At 65.8% G+C, this 15,146-nt stretch carries 19 protein-coding genes; 7 read left to right on the top strand and 12 right to left on the bottom strand.

Features of this window, described 5'->3' with window-relative positions:
* Window positions 1-4: 4 nt before the first annotated feature.
* Genes GZ092_RS05350 through tsaB form a run of 5 tightly spaced genes read right to left on the bottom strand, consistent with a single transcriptional unit; the run spans window position 5 to window position 3,917 of the window.
* The gene (locus GZ092_RS05350; protein ID WP_293635095.1) at window positions 5-904 is read right to left on the bottom strand and encodes a LysR substrate-binding domain-containing protein; all 900 of its coding nucleotides are present in this window, start codon (window positions 902-904) and stop codon (window positions 5-7) included.
* A gap of 32 nt (window positions 905-936) precedes the next feature.
* Complete coding sequence (gene pyrF, locus GZ092_RS05345; protein ID WP_293635093.1) at window positions 937-1,764, bottom strand: orotidine-5'-phosphate decarboxylase; 828 nt, start codon at window positions 1,762-1,764, stop codon at window positions 937-939.
* 24 nt (window positions 1,765-1,788) lie between these two features.
* Window positions 1,789-2,589, bottom strand: a complete 801-nt coding sequence (locus GZ092_RS05340) for a uracil-DNA glycosylase family protein (protein ID WP_293635091.1) — start codon at window positions 2,587-2,589, stop codon at window positions 1,789-1,791.
* Between the two features lie 23 nt (window positions 2,590-2,612).
* Window positions 2,613-3,107 (bottom strand): ribosomal protein S18-alanine N-acetyltransferase, encoded by a 495-nt coding sequence (gene rimI / locus GZ092_RS05335; RefSeq protein ID WP_293635089.1) that lies wholly within the window; start codon window positions 3,105-3,107, stop codon window positions 2,613-2,615.
* Between the two features lie 12 nt (window positions 3,108-3,119).
* Entirely contained in the window at window positions 3,120-3,917 is a 798-nt protein-coding gene (gene tsaB, locus GZ092_RS05330) for a tRNA (adenosine(37)-N6)-threonylcarbamoyltransferase complex dimerization subunit type 1 TsaB (protein WP_293635087.1), read from the bottom strand.
* A gap of 288 nt (window positions 3,918-4,205) precedes the next feature.
* Here tsaB and GZ092_RS05325 point away from each other — a divergent pair, with 288 nt between their 5' ends.
* The 3 genes from GZ092_RS05325 to GZ092_RS05315 all read left to right on the top strand — a co-directional run bounded on the left by GZ092_RS05325 (window position 4,206) and on the right by GZ092_RS05315 (window position 6,696).
* Window positions 4,206-4,700, top strand: coding sequence for a DUF1499 domain-containing protein (locus GZ092_RS05325; RefSeq protein ID WP_293635085.1), 495 nt, complete (start codon window positions 4,206-4,208; stop codon window positions 4,698-4,700).
* 179 nt (window positions 4,701-4,879) lie between these two features.
* Entirely contained in the window at window positions 4,880-6,403 is a 1,524-nt protein-coding gene (gene dacB, locus GZ092_RS05320) for a D-alanyl-D-alanine carboxypeptidase/D-alanyl-D-alanine-endopeptidase (RefSeq protein ID WP_293635083.1), read from the top strand.
* Window positions 6,400-6,696: a SemiSWEET transporter gene (locus GZ092_RS05315; RefSeq protein ID WP_293635081.1), complete on the top strand. Its 297-nt coding sequence runs from the start codon at window positions 6,400-6,402 to the stop codon at window positions 6,694-6,696. Before dacB ends, GZ092_RS05315 begins: the two co-directional genes overlap by 4 nt.
* Window positions 6,697-6,724: 28 nt before the next feature.
* Here GZ092_RS05315 and GZ092_RS05310 read toward each other — a convergent pair whose 3' ends face one another.
* A complete protein-coding gene (locus GZ092_RS05310) occupies window positions 6,725-7,696 on the bottom strand; it encodes a CPBP family intramembrane glutamic endopeptidase (RefSeq protein WP_293635079.1) in 972 nt (323 codons plus the stop codon).
* Between the two features lie 231 nt (window positions 7,697-7,927).
* A complete protein-coding gene (locus tag GZ092_RS05305) occupies window positions 7,928-8,182 on the bottom strand; it encodes a hypothetical protein (protein ID WP_293635077.1) in 255 nt (84 codons plus the stop codon).
* Window positions 8,183-8,379: 197 nt separating this feature from the next.
* Between GZ092_RS05305 and GZ092_RS05300 the strand changes: the two genes are divergently transcribed.
* The 4 genes from GZ092_RS05300 (at window position 8,380) to GZ092_RS05285 (ending at window position 10,712) form a co-directional block, all read left to right on the top strand.
* Window positions 8,380-9,222, top strand: coding sequence for a transglutaminase family protein (locus tag GZ092_RS05300; RefSeq protein ID WP_293635075.1), 843 nt, complete (start codon window positions 8,380-8,382; stop codon window positions 9,220-9,222).
* Window positions 9,219-9,947, top strand: coding sequence for an N-formylglutamate amidohydrolase (locus GZ092_RS05295; protein WP_293635073.1), 729 nt, complete (start codon window positions 9,219-9,221; stop codon window positions 9,945-9,947). The genes GZ092_RS05300 and GZ092_RS05295 overlap by 4 nt, the downstream gene beginning before the upstream one ends.
* Window positions 9,948-10,041: 94 nt before the next feature.
* Window positions 10,042-10,383 (top strand): zinc ribbon domain-containing protein YjdM, encoded by a 342-nt coding sequence (locus GZ092_RS05290; RefSeq protein ID WP_293635071.1) that lies wholly within the window; start codon window positions 10,042-10,044, stop codon window positions 10,381-10,383.
* An 80-nt stretch (window positions 10,384-10,463) separates the two neighbouring features.
* Complete coding sequence (locus GZ092_RS05285) at window positions 10,464-10,712, top strand: DUF3297 family protein (protein ID WP_293635069.1); 249 nt, start codon at window positions 10,464-10,466, stop codon at window positions 10,710-10,712.
* 182 nt (window positions 10,713-10,894) lie between these two features.
* Here the strand turns inward: GZ092_RS05285 and GZ092_RS05280 are convergent, their stop codons facing one another.
* The 5 genes from GZ092_RS05280 to GZ092_RS05260 all read right to left on the bottom strand — a co-directional run bounded on the left by GZ092_RS05280 (window position 10,895) and on the right by GZ092_RS05260 (window position 15,120).
* Window positions 10,895-11,992: an NAD(P)-dependent alcohol dehydrogenase gene (locus GZ092_RS05280; protein ID WP_293635067.1), complete on the bottom strand. Its 1,098-nt coding sequence runs from the start codon at window positions 11,990-11,992 to the stop codon at window positions 10,895-10,897.
* A 128-nt stretch (window positions 11,993-12,120) separates the two neighbouring features.
* A complete protein-coding gene (locus tag GZ092_RS05275) occupies window positions 12,121-12,870 on the bottom strand; it encodes a hypothetical protein (RefSeq protein ID WP_293635065.1) in 750 nt (249 codons plus the stop codon).
* A 158-nt stretch (window positions 12,871-13,028) separates the two neighbouring features.
* Entirely contained in the window at window positions 13,029-14,252 is a 1,224-nt protein-coding gene (locus tag GZ092_RS05270) for a PHB depolymerase family esterase (RefSeq protein ID WP_293635063.1), read from the bottom strand.
* 47 nt (window positions 14,253-14,299) lie between these two features.
* Window positions 14,300-14,722, bottom strand: a complete 423-nt coding sequence (locus tag GZ092_RS05265; RefSeq protein WP_293635061.1) for a CopG family transcriptional regulator — start codon at window positions 14,720-14,722, stop codon at window positions 14,300-14,302.
* A 170-nt stretch (window positions 14,723-14,892) separates the two neighbouring features.
* On the bottom strand, window positions 14,893-15,120 hold the full coding sequence (locus GZ092_RS05260; protein ID WP_293635059.1) for a SlyX family protein: 228 nt from the start codon (window positions 15,118-15,120) through the stop codon (window positions 14,893-14,895).
* Window positions 15,121-15,146: the final 26 nt, after the last annotated feature.

Raw genomic sequence — 15,146 nt, 5'->3', positions numbered from 1 at the left:
GCACTTAGCGCGGTTCGAGCGAGTTCCAGATACTTTCAGCCAGAGGGCTGAGCGGCCGCTTGGCGCGGCAAATACGCACTTCAAACGCAATCTCCAGCCGCTTGTCGCCCGCTGCCACAAGCTGCCCCGCCTTGACCGGGCCGACCGCCATGGACCACGGCAGCCAGGCCACGCCAAGGCCCTTGAGGACGTATTCAATCAGCGCATCGGCTGAATCGCATTCCACGACGCGGCGCAGGGCGGGCGCATGCGGGTTGTTGGCCAGGTGGTCCTGCACCAGGCGGCCCAGGGCCAGCGTTTCGGCATACGCCAGGTAGGGCGCCGGACTGCCGCGCCCGAAGCGGTGCAGGCCCTGTCCATGCGCATCCGCGCGCGTCAGCGGCACCAGGCGGTCCTGCCCCAGTGACAAATAAGCATATTGCCGGGCATTGAGCCGCACAGCCAGCAAGGGATGGTGGTAGGTCAGCATGAAGTCGGCATCGCCGCGTTCCAGCAACTGCGCCGTATCTGCCAGGGAGCGCGTCAGGATGCGGAACTCGCCGCCCGCCTGTTCCAGCACCGGCTGCAGCTTGACCAGCCAGTCGGCGACCAGCGTGCGCGCCAGCGTGCGTCCGGTGGCCAGTGTCACCGTGTTGTCCTGCCGTCCTGCCGCGCTCAGCAGTTCTTCCCGGGCATAGCCCAGACTGCGCAGCATCTGCTGGGCGTTGTCCAGCAGGCTGACGCCGGACGCGGTGAAGGTGACCGGGCTGCTGCCGCGCTCGATCAGCGGCGCGCCGGCCCAGGCTTCAAGCGCCTTGATGCGCCGGCCGAAGGCCGGGTGCGTGACACTGCGCAGCTCCGCCGCCCGGCTGAAATTGCGGGTTTGCGCCAGGGCGGCCAGGTCTTCCAGCCACTTCAGTTGCATGACAGCCAGACGCTGGGACGCCACGCCGGCGTTCAGCCGCGGGCGGCCTTCAGCACATCGCGCGTCTTCAGCGCTTCACGCCGCGCGGCTTTGGCAAAATCGTCGCCCGATGACGCGTAAATAATGGCCCGCGACGAGTTGACGATGATCGGCGCGTCCGGCCGCCAGCCAGCCCTGACCGTGGCCACGGCGTCGCCGCCCTGCGCGCCCACGCCGGGGATCAGCAGCGGCAGCCAGGGCGCCACGGCGCGGACCTTTTCGATTTCCGCCGGATAGGTCGCGCCCACCACCAGCCCGAGCTGGCCGTTGAGGTTCCACGGGCCCTGCGCCAGGCGGGCGATGTGCTCGTAGAGCAGCGGCTGGCCGTCGACCGACGCCAGCCGCTGGCTTTGCAGGTCGTCGCCGCCGGGGTTGGACGTGCGGCACAGCAAAAAGGCGCCCTTGCCGTGGTACTTCAGGTAGGGCGCCACCGAGTCAAAACCCATGAAGGGCGACAGCGTGACGGCGTCGGCGCCGTAGCGCTCGAAGGCCTCGATGGCGTACTGCTCGGCGGTGCTGCCGATGTCGCCGCGCTTGGCGTCCAGGATGACGGGCACCTGCGGTGCGGTGCGGCGCAGGTGCGCCATCAGGCGTTCGAGCTGGTCTTCGGCGCGGTGCGCGGCAAAGTAGGCGATCTGCGGCTTGAAGGAAATCACCAGGTCGGCGGTGGCATCGACGATGGCGGCGCAAAAGTCGTAGATCCGGCGGGCGTCGCCCTTGAGTTTTCCGGGAAACCGGGCCGGGTCCGGGTCCAGCCCGACGCACAGCATGGACTGGTTCTGGCGCTCTGCGGCGCCGAGCATGTCAAGAAAAAAGGTCATGGGCTGATTGTAAGAAGCGCGCCATCACCCGGCACCGGCCGCCAGGCCCATGGCCAGGCACAGGTCGTCCCAGGCCTTGGCCTTGTCCTGCGGGCAGCGCAGCAGGTAGGGCGCGTCATGCGTCACCACGGTGGTGCAGCCGTGCAGCGCATGCGGCCGGCCGCGCAAGGTGCCGAAGGGCTCGCTGGACGCCAGCAGCGCCTGCGCCGCCAGCCTGCCCATGACCAGTACGATGTCGGGCCGCGCCTGCGCGACCAGGTCGGCCATAGCGGCCAAAAATTCGTCCATGGCCCCGGAAATGGTCTGGCGTACCAGCGGCGCGAACAGCACGACGCCGGCGTCCTGGTGCAGCCGGGCGGCTCGCAGCATGTTGTCGAGCAGCCGGCCGGCATCGCCGTCGAAAGCCGGGACCTGCAGCGCGGCCGGCGGCGACTGCGCCAGCACCAGCCAGCGCGCGCCGCCTGACCGCGCGGTGTCGGCATACAGGTGCTGCGCCTGGCCCAGGCGCCAGCCGGGCTGGTCGCTGACCTCGGCGGCGTGGCCGGACGGCGACGGCGCTGGTGGCGGCACCGGTGGGGTAGCGCGGGCGGGCCTGGGCGGCGGCGCATCCTGCCGGAAGGCCGGCGCCAGAGGTGCAGCAGCCGCCACTGTCCTGTCGGCCTGGAAATTTTGCCCAAAACCGGCCTTTCCGCTTTTCTGTCCTGCACTTACAGCTATCACTTCAATAGCAGGCGACAGGTCGGCCACCGGCGCCAGGGGCTGCCAGACGCGCACGCCCATTTCATGCAGCATGGCGCGCTGGCGCTTGTCGAGGTTCAGGCGCATGGGGGACGGATTTTCATCAGGATTCACAATTTCAGGCTCATGACGATGGCGTCCTCGCCCCGGGGCAATGCCGCGCTGGCCGGGTAATAGTTGCGCCGCGTGCCGACATGGCGAAAGCCATGACTTTCGTACACCGCCCGGGCGCGCGCATTGCTGACGCGCACTTCCAGCCACAGCCACTGCGCGCCCTGCCCGCGCGACCAGACGGAGAGCGCATCCAGCATCACCCGCGCCCAGCCCTGGCGCTGGCAGGCGGGCGCCACCGTGATGTTGAGCAGATGCACCTCATCCACACCCTTCATGGCAACAAAATAACCCAGCAACTCGGGCCTGTCCGCCGGGCCGGCGGCCAGCAGTTGCGCCTGGTAGCCGGCGTGCAGCGAATCGAGGAAATTGCGCTCGCTCCACGGATGCAGATAGGCGCTGTGCTCGGCCTGCAGCACTGCCGGCAGCCAGGCGTGCGTCATGGCTTCGAAGCGGGCTTCGAGCGGCTGGAAGGGCTGAAGAGCGGCGTTCATGCGCAGGGCCTGTCAGCTTTGCAGCGGAATCACGGGTGCGGCCGGGGCCGCTGGAACAAGCGACGCGGCCAGGGCGTCAGCCTTGGTCCGGGCGCGCTCGTCGGTGGTCTGGGCAACCTTGTCGCGCACATACAGCGGCAGGGCCTGCGCGGCATCGATGCATTGCCCGGCGGCGGCCAGTGCGGGCGCCAGGCGCAGCAGCGCGGTGGCGGTCGGATAGGCCTCAATGCAGTCCAGCGCGGCCAGGTCTGCGGGCAACCGGCCGGCATACACGGCGAACACATTGCCGGCCAGCAACTGCGGCGCCGTGCCAGGCACCATGTTTTCAGGCCGGATCAACTCGCAGCCCTTCACGGACGTGCACGAGCCGCCGCTGAATTCACAGCGCTGCACATACATCTCGTCCATGCGGGCATCGAGCAGCGCCAGGATGCTCAGGGGGGCGTCACTTTCCGCCATCGCCCCGTGGCGCTGAAAGCGCGCCTCCTCGGCTACAGCCATCAGCGTGTCGATGGGCAGCACCGGAATGCCCGCGCCGTGGTTGGCGCCAAAGGCCAGCCCCTGCGCCACCGCGCAGGCGGTGCGCAGCCCGGTGAACGAGCCCGGCCCCCGGCCAAAGGCAATCGCGTCCAGCGCGCCCAGCGCCATGCCGGACTCGGCCAGCAACGCCATGATCGCCGGGATCAGGGTGGTTGAGGCCTGCGCGCCGCCCGGGCCGCTGTGCTGCCAGACGCGCGCGCCGTCGGTCACGGCAATCGACAGGCGGTCGGTGCTGGTGTCAAACGCGAGGAATTTAAGAGGTTTAGGCATCAAATCGGGCTCTTGCCCATGAGAGCAGGGCACTTTCAGCTATTAATTTCATAGTTTCTGGCGGCATGCGACCGTCAATGCACGCAACAACCCCCAGTCCTGGTGCCGCGATTATCCAGCCTGGCTGCTTGCGCTACCGGGCAGCCCATAATGGCACTGTACTTTTTTCGCTGGGCTTTCAGCGCCATCATCCCTAAGCTGGCAGTCCCTGGCTCCCACCATCAGGCTCAGTGCGCGCTACCGCAGCGGCAAGCACAATCCAGCCGCTACGCAAGAAAAAGACCCCCCATGAAAATTATTGGCTACATCGCAGTTCTGCTCGTGACATTGGCCGTTTTGCTGCTGGGGGCGGGGCAGCTTGGATTTTTGGCGGGCCAGACGCCGACGGATCTTGGCGTGCGCCAGCACAGGCTCAAGCCGCCGTCGCTCACGCCCAACAGCGTGTCAAGCCAGGCAGCGCTCTACCTTGAGAACCCGCAGCGCGTTGATGCCGAGGTGGCGCCGCTGAGTTACACCGGCGACGGCAAGGCCGCAATGGCACGGCTTGCAGGCATCGTCGGCAACATGCCGCGCACCACCATGGTCACCCGCGAGCCGGCTTACCTCTACGCGCAGTGCAAGACCCCATGGCTGGGGTTTACCGATGATCTGGAGTTCATGCTCGACGAGCCGGCAGGCGTGATCCAGGTGCGCTCGGCAAGCCGGTTGGGCAAGGGCGACATGGGCGTGAACCGCAAGCGCGTTGAAACGCTGCGCCAACAGTTCGAGCAGGGTGGCGCGTAAAGGGACTTGAAGACGGCATCAAGGCGCAGCGTTTTCCTGTCGTCGTGGGCTTTGGGCGCGCCCGGCTGACAGGCTGGGTGCAGATTGAAACCTCTGGGACGGTTCACGGGCGCCCGAATTGAACCCCCTTATTTTTTGCACCCAAGCCATAACGCGGCAGGACGGTACGAGAATTGCGGATGCTTTTTTCTTTCCTGTCCCGCAGTGCGACTGCTCGCTCCCGCGCCCACCCCGTCTGCTATGCCCGCCTGACCCAAGGCCTGTTGGCCGGGCTGGTAGCGCTGATCGGCTTGAATGCCGGCGCCCAAACCCTGCCGCCCGAAGTCGAAGCCCTGCTGGCACGCGCCAAGGTGCCGCGCGAAGCCTTTGCCGCCGTGGTCGTTGATGCCGCGCCGGCCCTCAACGGCAAGGCCGCGCCCCTGCTCAGCTACCGCGCCGGCAACGCCATGAATCCGGCATCGGTCATGAAGCTGGTCACGACCTATGCCGGACTGGAACTGCTAGGCCCGGCCTACACCTGGACCACGCCGGTTTATGCCGACGGCCCGATTGCCGATGGCGTGCTGAACGGCAACCTGGTCATCCAGGGCGGGGGCGACCCCAAGCTGGTGATGGAGCGGCTGTGGCTGCTGCTGCGCCGGGTGCAGGGCCTGGGCATCAAGACCATCAGCGGCGACATCGTGCTTGACCGCAGCGCCTTTGCCGCGTCCACGCAAAACCCGGGTGACTTTGACGGCGAGGCGCTGCGCCCGTACAACGTCCAGCCCGACGCCCTGCTGGTGAACTACAAGTCGGTGGTGATGACCTTTGTGCCGAATCCGGGCAATGGCAGCGCCAGCATCCGCTACGACCCGCCATTGGCCGGCGTGCAGATGCAGGCCAGCGTGCCGCTGTCGGCGGGCAGCAACGGCCGGTCCACGCTGGGCGACTGCGGCGACTACCGGGCGCAGTTGCAGCCCGACCTGGCCGACCCGCTGCGCCTGGCGTTTGCCGGGAGCTATCCGGTGGCCTGCGGCGAAAAGTCCTGGGCCATTGCCTACCCCGACCCGGCCCGCTATGTCGGACGGGCAATTGCCGGGCTGTGGCGGGAAATGGGCGGCACGCTGGACGGCCGGGTGCGCGAGGGCGCAACGCCGTCCGGCCTGAAGCCGGCGTTTGAAATGGAATCGCCCTCGCTGGCCGAGGTGATCCGCGACATCAACAAGTTCAGCAACAACGTGATGGCACAGCAGCTGTTCCTGACGCTCAGCCTGCAGCGCCCCGGCGGCGCGAGCAACGAGGCGTCGCGCGAGGCGGTGCGCGGCTGGTGGCTGGCGCGCTTCGGCGCGCAGAACGGCGGGGCGGATGTGCCGGTGCTGGACAACGGCTCGGGCCTGTCGCGGCTGGAGCGCGTTACGCCGCAAGGCCTGGCGCGCATGCTGCAGACCGCGTATGTGTCGGGCGCCATGCCCGAGCTGATGGCGTCGCTGCCGATCACCGGCGTCGATGGCACGCTCAAGCGCAGCCGTTCGCAGGTGTCGCAGGGCTGGGCGCACCTGAAATCGGGCACGCTGCGGGACGCCACCGCACTGGCCGGCTATGTCCATACGCCCAGCGGCCGGCGCCTGGTGGTGGTCGGCATCATCAACCACCCGAACGCACCGGCGGCACGGCCGGCGCTCGAAGCGCTGGTGGACTGGGCCGTGAAGGAAGGCAGCCGGTGAGCCTGACCGACCTTGTCGGCTCGGTGGCGGCCTTTTTGACCACCGCGAGCTTCCTGCCGCAGGCCTGGCTGAGCTTTCGCACGCGCGATGTCAGCGGCGTGTCACTGGGGATGTACAGCGTGTTCACCGCTGGCGTGGCGCTGTGGCTGGCTTACGGCTGGCTGCTCGGCTCCTGGCCGATGATGATTGCCAACACCGTCACACTGGTGCTGGCCGTGGCGATTCTGGCGATGAAGCTGGTTTATGGCCAGGGAACCGGCCAGCGACAAGCCAGCACGGATTCGAGCAGGTAAAAATACGCGCACACCTGCTCCAACTGATTCACTGCCGTCCGGGAATCCAGCCCGCACGAAGTCCACGACGGCACATTGGCTGGGGCTGACCACCACGGCCGCAACCCCATGCGGCTCCCAGCACCAGGCTGGCAACGCGCCAGCCATGGCGATCCTGCAAATGGCCCAGCGCATAGCCGCGCCAGCCGAATTCCTCGCCCAACGGTCCGCCCACCAGGAAAATCAAAAAGAAATTCACCACCGCCATCAGCGCCAGGGGTAGGGGCGGGAAAAAGGCAAACGCCATCCAGCCTGCACCCACGCGCCATTGCAGGCAACGCCCCAACCAGACGCGCAGGCCGGCTCGCCCGATGGCGGTGGCGAACTGCGGCCGAACCGAAGCCACTTCGACCGGCTGGTTCAGGAACGCGTTTTTGATTCCCAGCGCCGTGGCCTGCAGGGCAAAGCGTTCGTAGCAGCGGCCCACGTCGATCCAGTGCGCCTTGTCGGCGGCGGCGCCGACGAACACCGCGATGCCGGCGGAGCTTCGAATCTGCCGCACGTACTTGTCGTTCTCGCCCTTGGGCGTGAAGAACCGTTCGAACGCGAGATTGCCCAGCCAGGCAGGAAGGTTCGGATTGCCTGAGGACGCGCTGTACAAGCCGTCTTGCAGGCGCGCCGCATCGGCGCCGTTGAAGCGGATCCAGGCCTTGAGCTCCTTGACGAAGGCAGCATCCGCCATCTGGGCCGTGTTGCCCTGGACCACGTAGTCGAGCGTTAGTTCCATCGCGGCTTGAGCCGTCAACAGCAGCAAACGTGTGTCGCCAGAGCTGCCTGCGCGCTCCAACAGGCCGAGTTCTTCGTTCGACAGCGGTGTCGAATCGTCGTCGCCACGGGTGCATTGCCGCTGGGCCATCGCCTTGAACAAAGGCGAAGCCTGAGCCCGGGTGGGCGTTAGCGTCACGCGCAGGGCATCGCCGCGACAGGTCGGGCAGGAGGGTGATGGCCTTGTTCTGGTCATCGAGGGCGAATTTCCAGCACTGCGTGTTGTGGCTGGAAGGCGCGAGCGTGGCGTAGCGAACCAGTTCCCGGCCAAGCGCGGCTCCTTCGAAACCCTCCAGCCGGCCAAGGCGCCAGGTTTGACTCGCGACTGTCTCGTAGCGCTGCGCTGCGGGGTCGGGCGAGCAGCCGGGCAGCGCCCAGGGGCCGCCGAGCAGCAAGGGAGCTGAAGCGGCAAAACGTCTGCGGGTGATCATGATCGAAACTCCCCATGCTGCCGGCGCGCCATGACCCACAAACCGATGGCCATCACCGCAGCGGCAATAAGGCCAAGGTCCGGCGGCACGGCGAATGCGAGCATTCCGATGGTTTGTACGGCGCAAGCAGCTATTAAAAACATAGCATATTCTGCGCTGATCGCATTTCCCCCCTGTTCCTGGTCCGCCGCGCCGCTGGCTCGATCTGGTCGATGGCTGCTTTTCTGATGCGGGCCGTGATGCACCAACATGGCAACGGCTGCCAGCGTTCATCGGTCATTGCTCACATGCCAGTGATTTCCCGCCCCAAAACTCGCTCGTTTCCGACAACCGTGCAGCGCCAGCGACGATACGCCGGACTGCTGGCTGGCACCATACTTGCAAGCACCTGGACCAGCTCCACCGGGAGCAGGTCCTTATGCTTCAACCCCTTTCAAGCAGCACTGCCATGCACATCAAAATTGGTTTCGATATCCAGTTAGCCATCGCGTCGCCAATGGCGCTTGTGTATGTGCTGCATGTGCATCCGTCGCGGCGCGACGACCTGCTGGCGCCCGAGGTGGTGCTTATTGAACCCCAGCTGCAGGCCGACGAGTACCTGGACGCTTTTGGCAACCAGTGCGGGCGCGTCAATGCGCCGGTCGGGGTTGGCGAGGTGCGCTTTCACAGCGAATCCATCATCCGCGACCCGGGCCTCCCCGACGAGGTGGACTGGGCTGCCCGGCAGCATGACCCGACCGAACTGCCGCCGGCCACGCTGCAGTTCCTGCTGCCCAGCCGCTACTGCGAGGTGGACAGCGAATTGCTGCAGTTTGCCTGGAACCAGTTCGGCCAGGCGCCGGCCGGCTGGGCGCGGGTGCAGGCCATTTGCGACTATGTACACCACCATATTCATTTCAACTACAACGCCGCCCGCGCCACGCGAACCGCTGTCGAAGGCTGGCGCGAAGGCACCGGCGTGTGCCGCGACTACACGCACCTGGCGGTGACGCTGTGCCGCTGCATGAACATTCCGGCGCGCTACTGCACCGGCTATCTGGGCGACATTGGCATTCCCCCGGTGCCCTACCCGATGGATTTCAGCGCCTGGTTCGAGGTCTTCCTGGGCGGCCGCTGGTACACCTTTGACGCACGCCACAACACGCCGCGCATCGGCCGCGTGGTGATGGCGCGCGGCCGCGATGCGGGCGACGTGCCCTTGACGATGGCTTTCGGTCCCAACACCCTGAAAAAGTTCGAGGTCACGACTTATGAAGTCGATACGCATGGCAACGCCATCAGCACGGTGTGACCCCGGCGCCTGCTGCTGACGCGCTGGTCATCACCTGCGAGCATGGCGGGCGCGAGGTGCCTGCCGGCTATGCCGCACTGTTCACTGGCCACGAGGCCTTGCTGGAAACCCATCGCGGCTGGGACCCGGGCGCGCTGGAACTGGCGCAGCAGATGGCCGGCGCACTGGGCGCGCCGCTGTTCTCTGCCACCACCACGCGCCTGCTGATCGACCTGAACCGCTCCATCGGCCACCGGCAGCTGTATTCGCAGGCCACGCGTGGCCTGCCGGCAGTCGCCCGGCGCGAGATCGTCGCGCAGCATTACCGGCCGCACCGCGATGCCGTCGAATCGGAAATCGCACGCCTGATTGCCGGCGGCCGGCGCGTCATCCATGTGGCCTCGCACAGTTTCACGCCCGAGCTGAACAGCGTGGTGCGCCAGGCCGATGTCGCTTGGCTGTATGACCCGAGGCGCGCCGATGAGGGCGCTTTTGCGTGGCGCTGGCTCAGCGCCACGCAAAAGCGCCGGCCCGGGCTGAAGCTGCGGCGCAACTATCCGTATCAAGGCAAGGGCGACGGCCTGACCTCGCTGCTGCGCAAACGGCATGCGCCCGGTGAGTATGTCGGCCTGGAACTGGAGGTGAACCAGCGCTTTTGCCTGGCGGGCGGCGACGCCTGGGCAGCATTGCGCAGCGACATCACCGGAGCATTGGCCGAGGTACTGACGCCGCCGTCCCGGCACTGACGGGACGACTACACGCCGGGCTGACCCGCCGCATGGCATTGACCATCGGGGATACTCGGGACCTTTCCTCCCTTTCCGCGAATCGAACAGCCCCATGACCACAGCCCCCGCCTGCCCCCAGTGCACGATGGAAAACACCTATCCGGACGCCGGCAACCATGTCTGCGCCGACTGCGGTTACGAGTGGCCGATGGCCGCCGCACCGGAAGCCGATGACAGCGACGTTGCCGTCATCAAGGACGCCAACGGCAACGTGCTGGCCGACGGCGATGCCGTGGTGCTGATCAAGGACCTGAAGGTCAAGGGCTCATCGACCACGCTCAAGATGGGCACCAAGGTCAAAAGCATCCGGCTGGTGGGCGGCGACCATGAAGTGGACTGCAAGATGGACGCCGGCAGCTTCATGCTGAAGGCCTGCTTTTTGAAGAAGGTATGAAGCCTTGCCGGCCATTTTCAAAGCCCATGACCGGATCATGGAAAATCGCTACCCCTCTGCTTAACTGAAAAAACCTACCCATGAACGAAGCCACTGCAACGCCTCCCCTGCCCGACCGCCTGTCGGTTGACCCGCGCAGCCCGCACCATGTCGCGGCCGTGTTCGAACATGACATTGGCATTCGCCTGAACGACAAGGAGCACATCAATGTCGAGGAATACTGCATCAGCGAAGGCTGGGTGAAGGTGCCGGCGGGCAAGACACTGGACCGCAAGGGCCGTCCGCTGCTGATGAAACTCAAGGGCAAGGTCGAGGCGTTTTACAAATAGCAGCACACTGCCGACGGGCCAAGCCTGGCGCGCTGGAGCAGAACCGGTTTGACTGGCAAGCGCAGGCGGCAGGAAATCGAGTACTTTTGCTATTGTATTAATAGCTGCCTGCACATACGGGATATGCGCAAACAGCCTTTTTTATGCTGAAAAACTCATTTTCCAGCCAAAGCAAATGCGCGTTAAGGCTTGATCGCGATCTTCAACACCCCGTCGCGCTGGTGCGAAAACAGCTCGTAGGCGGCGACGATGTTTTCCAGCTTGAACTCGTGCGTCACCATCACGCCCAGATCGAGCCGGGCGGATGCCAGCACGTTCATCAGCCGGCGCATGCGTTCCTTGCCGCCGGGGCACAGCGCCGTCCGGATGGTGTGGTCGCCCAGTCCGGCGGCAAAGGCCGACAGCGGAATTGTCAGGTCGCTCGAATACACGCCGAGGCTGGACAGCGTGCCGCCGGGTTTGAGCACGCGCAGCGCCGACTCGAAAGTGGCCTGCGTGCCCAGCGCCTCGATGGATGAATCCGCGCCGCGCCCGCCGGTGAGCTTCATGACTTCCTCGACCACGTCGCAGTTGTTGAAGTTCAGCGTCACGTCGGCACCCAGCTGTTTCGAGATGCCCAGGCGGTGGTCGTTGCCATCGATGGTGATGATGGTGCTGGCGCCCATCAGGCGCGCGCCGGCGGTGGCGCACAGGCCAATCGGCCCCTGGGCAAACACCACCACCGTGTCGCCAATCTTGATGCGGGCGTTTTCCGCGCCCTTGAAGCCGGTGGACATGATGTCCGGGCACATCAGCACCTGCTCGTCGGTCAAACCGTCAGGAATCGGCGCCAGGTTGGCCTGCGCATCGGGCACCAGCACGTATTCGGCCTGCGTGCCGTCGATCAGGTTGCCAAAGCGCCAGCCGGCCGTGGCCTTGTAGCCGTGGCAGCCGCACAGCCCCAGCGGGATCAGGTAACTGCCGTCCTGCGACGGCGCGCCATCCTGGGCGGCATAGGAATTGAAGTTCGGGCAGATGGCGCCGGCAATCACACGCTGGCCCTCGGTGTAACCCTGCACGGCGCTGCCGAGCTTTTCGATCACGCCGACCGGCTCGTGGCCAATCGTCAGCCCCTTGGCGACAGGGTATTCACCCTTGAGGATGTGCACGTCGGTGCCGCAGATCGTGGTGGTGGTGATGCGCACCAGGGCGTCGTTGGGTCCGACGTCGGGGATGCGTTTGTCGGCAATTTCAATACGGCCGGGTTCGACGAACACGGCGGCTTTCATCATGGCGGGCATGGGGACTCCTTGAATGGTGAACAGAACTGAATCACAACGCTTGTGAAATCAGTCTATCCCGCATCCCTGCCGTGCAGATGGCTCATGCCGCCGGGCTTGATGCAGGTCAATGCATCGGCGATGCCGCTTCAGGCGGTCAGTTCAGCCAGCCTGGCCTTGAGCGCGGCATTCTCCGCGCTGAGTTCGGTGATGGTCTGGCGCAGCCGGGCAATCACGCCTTCGGGCGTTTCGGGCTCGGTGCGGGCCACGGCCTTGCTTTCGCGCACCTGCCGGGCGGCCTGCTGAAGCTCTTTCTTGCCACCGGCGACGGCCGCCACCTGCGCCTCCACCGGCAGCGACGCCACGGTGGCCGCCGCGTTGATCGAGATGGTTCCCGACTTCACTGCCGCGACCAGTTCGGGCGCGGCCGATTTCTGGATCTTTTCAATCTGGTTGATGGTGGCGTTGCTGATGCGTGCCGACTTGGCAATGGCGCCCATCGTCGGCACCGGCTCGGGCTTGCCTGAAACAGCAGCCGCCTCAAGCCCGGACGCATCGGCCGGCGCCGGCTGCACCCGCGCGGTCAGAATGTCCTTGCGGCGCAGGGCCAGCACGCCGCGCTGGAAATCGGACACGCTGCGCCGGCCCAGGTGCTGCTCGATCATCCACAAATGCACATCGTCGATGGAGGTGAAGCGCGTGTTCTGCACGGTATTGAACGGAATGCCGTGCAGGGTGCAGATGCGGTAGCGGTTATGGCCATCGACCAGCACCTCGCCCCACAGGACGAGCGCGTCGCGGCAACCCTCAGCCAGCAGGCTGCGCTCCAGGGCTTCGTTTTCTTCCGGCGTCAGCGGGTCGATGTAGGCGAGTAATTCTTCGTTGACGGTGATGTTCATGGCAGGGCAAGCAGGTGGGTAATGGCAGGGGCGCCATTCTATAAGGCCGCAAACCACGCCCGGTGCGGCAGCGCTTGGCGGCAAGCCACAAAAAAAACGCCGCTCGCTTGTGGCGAACGGCGCGATTTTGCGAGAAAGTTCAGACGCTTAGCGGCGGCTCAATGCGCCGTGCGCAACGTGTTCGCCAGGAAGAAACGCAGCATTTCTTCGGACGCGTCGGGGCCGGTGCCGTCGGTGTAGGAACCGCGCGCGCTGCCGCCCGACCAGGCATGGCCGGCGCCGTGTACGGCCCAGTGTTCGGCCACCACGCGGCCGCCGGCGTCCTTGTAGCTGCGCTGGGTGTATTGGCGGCCGTTGGCGCTCTTGGCGCGTCTGGTTTCCGGCGTGTGGGCGCCGGCGCTGGCCGCCAGGACCTGCTCGCCATTGACCGGGTTCACGGTCGCGTCCTTGTCGCCGTGAAAGACGATGGTCGGCGGGCTGGCCGTGGTCCGGGCGCTGGGCGGCGCGCCGGTCTGCATCACGCTGAGCGCGGTCTGCACATTGGTCGCCGAGCCGGTGGCCAGGCCCGAATGCACACCGACGGCGGCAAACAGGTCAGGATAGGCGTCGCCCAGAATCGCCGCCATGGCGCCGCCTGCCGACAGCCCGGCCACATAGACGCGCTGCGGGTCGATGTTGTAGCGTTTCATCACGTCACGCGTCATGCCCGCCAGCAATGCCGGCTCGCCCCGGCCGCGCTTTTGGTGGTTGTGCTTGAACCAGTTCCAGCAGCGCGACGAATTGGCGTGCTGCGTCTGCGACGGATACAGCACGTAGAAACCGCGCTTCAAGGCCGCCTCGTTCATGCCCGTGCCGGCGGCAAAGTCGTCCGGGTTTTGCGTGCAGCCGTGCAGCATGACCACCAGCGGCAGGGGCTCGGTGAAGGACGCTGGCGGAATGTAGAGCTTGTACTCGCGGCTGCCGGCTGTGCCTTCGGTGTGGCTGCCGCTGACGAACTGGCCCGCCGGGCCGGGCTTGACGGCCGGCTCGGACGGTTTTTGCGCCGGCGCTGCCCGGCCGACTTCATGCGCCTCCACGTCGATGACGTTCAGGTCGTCCGCCGCGCTGGCCGGCATGGCGGCGCCGCCCAGTGCGGCCTGGATGGCGGCGGTGGCGGCCTGCAGGTTGCCGGTTTGCATCAGCCGCGTGGCTTCGGCCATCGAATTCTGGAAGGCCGGGTTGTTTATCGGGCTGGCGCTGGTTTTGGCGCCAGCGGCCAGCCGTTGCAGTGGATGTTCACCGCCGCTGTCGGCGTGCTGGCTGGCTGACGCCAGGGCTTTTTGCATGGCGCCCTGCGCCATGCGCGAGGCTTCGGAGAGGATGCGTTCAAGGTTAGCGTTCATGGTGTTTTCCTTCAGGGAACGGGTTGTTTCAGGGTAAAGGTTGAAATTCATCGGATGCGGCCGGCCAGCGCCGCCTTCACGGCCGGGCTGGCGTGCAGCGCGCCCAGCACCACCACCGAATCGATGGCGGCCAGGGCGAGTTCGGGGGTGACATCGAGCGCGATGGTGGCCAGGCCCAGCACACGGATCTGCAAGGCCTCACCCGAGGCCTGCACGGCGCGCAGGTCGTCGGCGGAGAAATGCTGGATGCCGAGCACCAGCGTCTTGCGTGCCACCACCTGCCTGACCACATCGGCATGGTTGACGAGCTGGTTGCGGATGGCGGTGCGGATCAGGTCGGTGCGGTTGGCGTAAAAGCCTTCCTGCACCAGCAGGTCGATCTGACCCAGATCGACATAGCCCAGGTTGATGGTGATTTTTTCATCAGCCGGTTTGCTGACGGCGACAGTGTTGGCGGTTCTTGGTGGCATGTCGTTATCTTAAAACCATCCAAGTGGATGGTCTATGGATGTTTCAACTCTTTACATCCCGTCGGTCCACCGCTTTACTTGCTATTTTATTAATAGCTGTCTTCGCTTATGCAGCATGCGAAATAGCCCTATTTCTTCATTAATTTTCAGAAAAACAACCAGCGACGTGCTCAATAGTGCGGCGGCAGGTCGTCGCCGGCCCGGCTGAAAACCCCGCTGCCGGCTTCGGGCATCTGCTGGCGCAGCCGCTCGACTTCGCGCAGCAGCGCGTCGAGTTGCTGCTGCTGGCGGATGACGACCTGGTTCAGCTGGTCGAGCAGGTCTTCGTTGAAGCTGGCCTTGATTTCCAGCTCGGTCAGGCGGTGGTCGACGGCGTCGTGGGGTTCGGTAGGGTGCATGCGCCAATTGGACACGAACTGGCGGC

The organism is Polaromonas sp., assembly GCF_010365105.1.
In the GTDB taxonomy this organism is placed as follows: domain Bacteria; phylum Pseudomonadota; class Gammaproteobacteria; order Burkholderiales; family Burkholderiaceae_C; genus Polaromonas.
The sequence above is the reverse complement of the archived record's forward strand: the minus strand, read 5'-3'. Positions and strand labels throughout refer to the sequence as shown.

Excerpts from the sequence above, each read along its gene's own strand:
- GZ092_RS05310 (WP_293635079.1), bottom strand. The coding sequence starts at position 7,696 with ATGACCAGAACAAGGCCATCACCCTCCTGCCCGACCTGTCGCGGCGAT.
- pyrF (WP_293635093.1), bottom strand. The coding sequence starts at position 1,764 with ATGACCTTTTTTCTTGACATGCTCGGCGCCGCAGAGCGCCAGAACCAG.
- GZ092_RS05350 (WP_293635095.1), bottom strand. The coding sequence starts at position 904 with ATGCAACTGAAGTGGCTGGAAGACCTGGCCGCCCTGGCGCAAACCCGC.
- GZ092_RS05290 (WP_293635071.1), top strand. The coding sequence starts at position 10,042 with ATGACCACAGCCCCCGCCTGCCCCCAGTGCACGATGGAAAACACCTAT.
- GZ092_RS05285 (WP_293635069.1), top strand. The coding sequence starts at position 10,464 with ATGAACGAAGCCACTGCAACGCCTCCCCTGCCCGACCGCCTGTCGGTT.
- GZ092_RS05265 (WP_293635061.1), bottom strand. The coding sequence starts at position 14,722 with ATGCCACCAAGAACCGCCAACACTGTCGCCGTCAGCAAACCGGCTGAT.
- GZ092_RS05270 (WP_293635063.1), bottom strand. The coding sequence starts at position 14,252 with ATGAACGCTAACCTTGAACGCATCCTCTCCGAAGCCTCGCGCATGGCG.
- GZ092_RS05280 (WP_293635067.1), bottom strand. The coding sequence starts at position 11,992 with ATGCCCGCCATGATGAAAGCCGCCGTGTTCGTCGAACCCGGCCGTATT.
- GZ092_RS05305 (WP_293635077.1), bottom strand. The coding sequence starts at position 8,182 with ATGTTGGTGCATCACGGCCCGCATCAGAAAAGCAGCCATCGACCAGAT.
- GZ092_RS05275 (WP_293635065.1), bottom strand. The coding sequence starts at position 12,870 with ATGAACATCACCGTCAACGAAGAATTACTCGCCTACATCGACCCGCTG.
- GZ092_RS05300 (WP_293635075.1), top strand. The coding sequence starts at position 8,380 with ATGCACATCAAAATTGGTTTCGATATCCAGTTAGCCATCGCGTCGCCA.
- GZ092_RS05260 (WP_293635059.1), bottom strand. The coding sequence starts at position 15,120 with ATGCACCCTACCGAACCCCACGACGCCGTCGACCACCGCCTGACCGAG.
- GZ092_RS05325 (WP_293635085.1), top strand. The coding sequence starts at position 4,206 with ATGAAAATTATTGGCTACATCGCAGTTCTGCTCGTGACATTGGCCGTT.
- dacB (WP_293635083.1), top strand. The coding sequence starts at position 4,880 with ATGCTTTTTTCTTTCCTGTCCCGCAGTGCGACTGCTCGCTCCCGCGCC.
- rimI (WP_293635089.1), bottom strand. The coding sequence starts at position 3,107 with ATGAACGCCGCTCTTCAGCCCTTCCAGCCGCTCGAAGCCCGCTTCGAA.
- GZ092_RS05340 (WP_293635091.1), bottom strand. The coding sequence starts at position 2,589 with ATGCGCCTGAACCTCGACAAGCGCCAGCGCGCCATGCTGCATGAAATG.
- tsaB (WP_293635087.1), bottom strand. The coding sequence starts at position 3,917 with ATGCCTAAACCTCTTAAATTCCTCGCGTTTGACACCAGCACCGACCGC.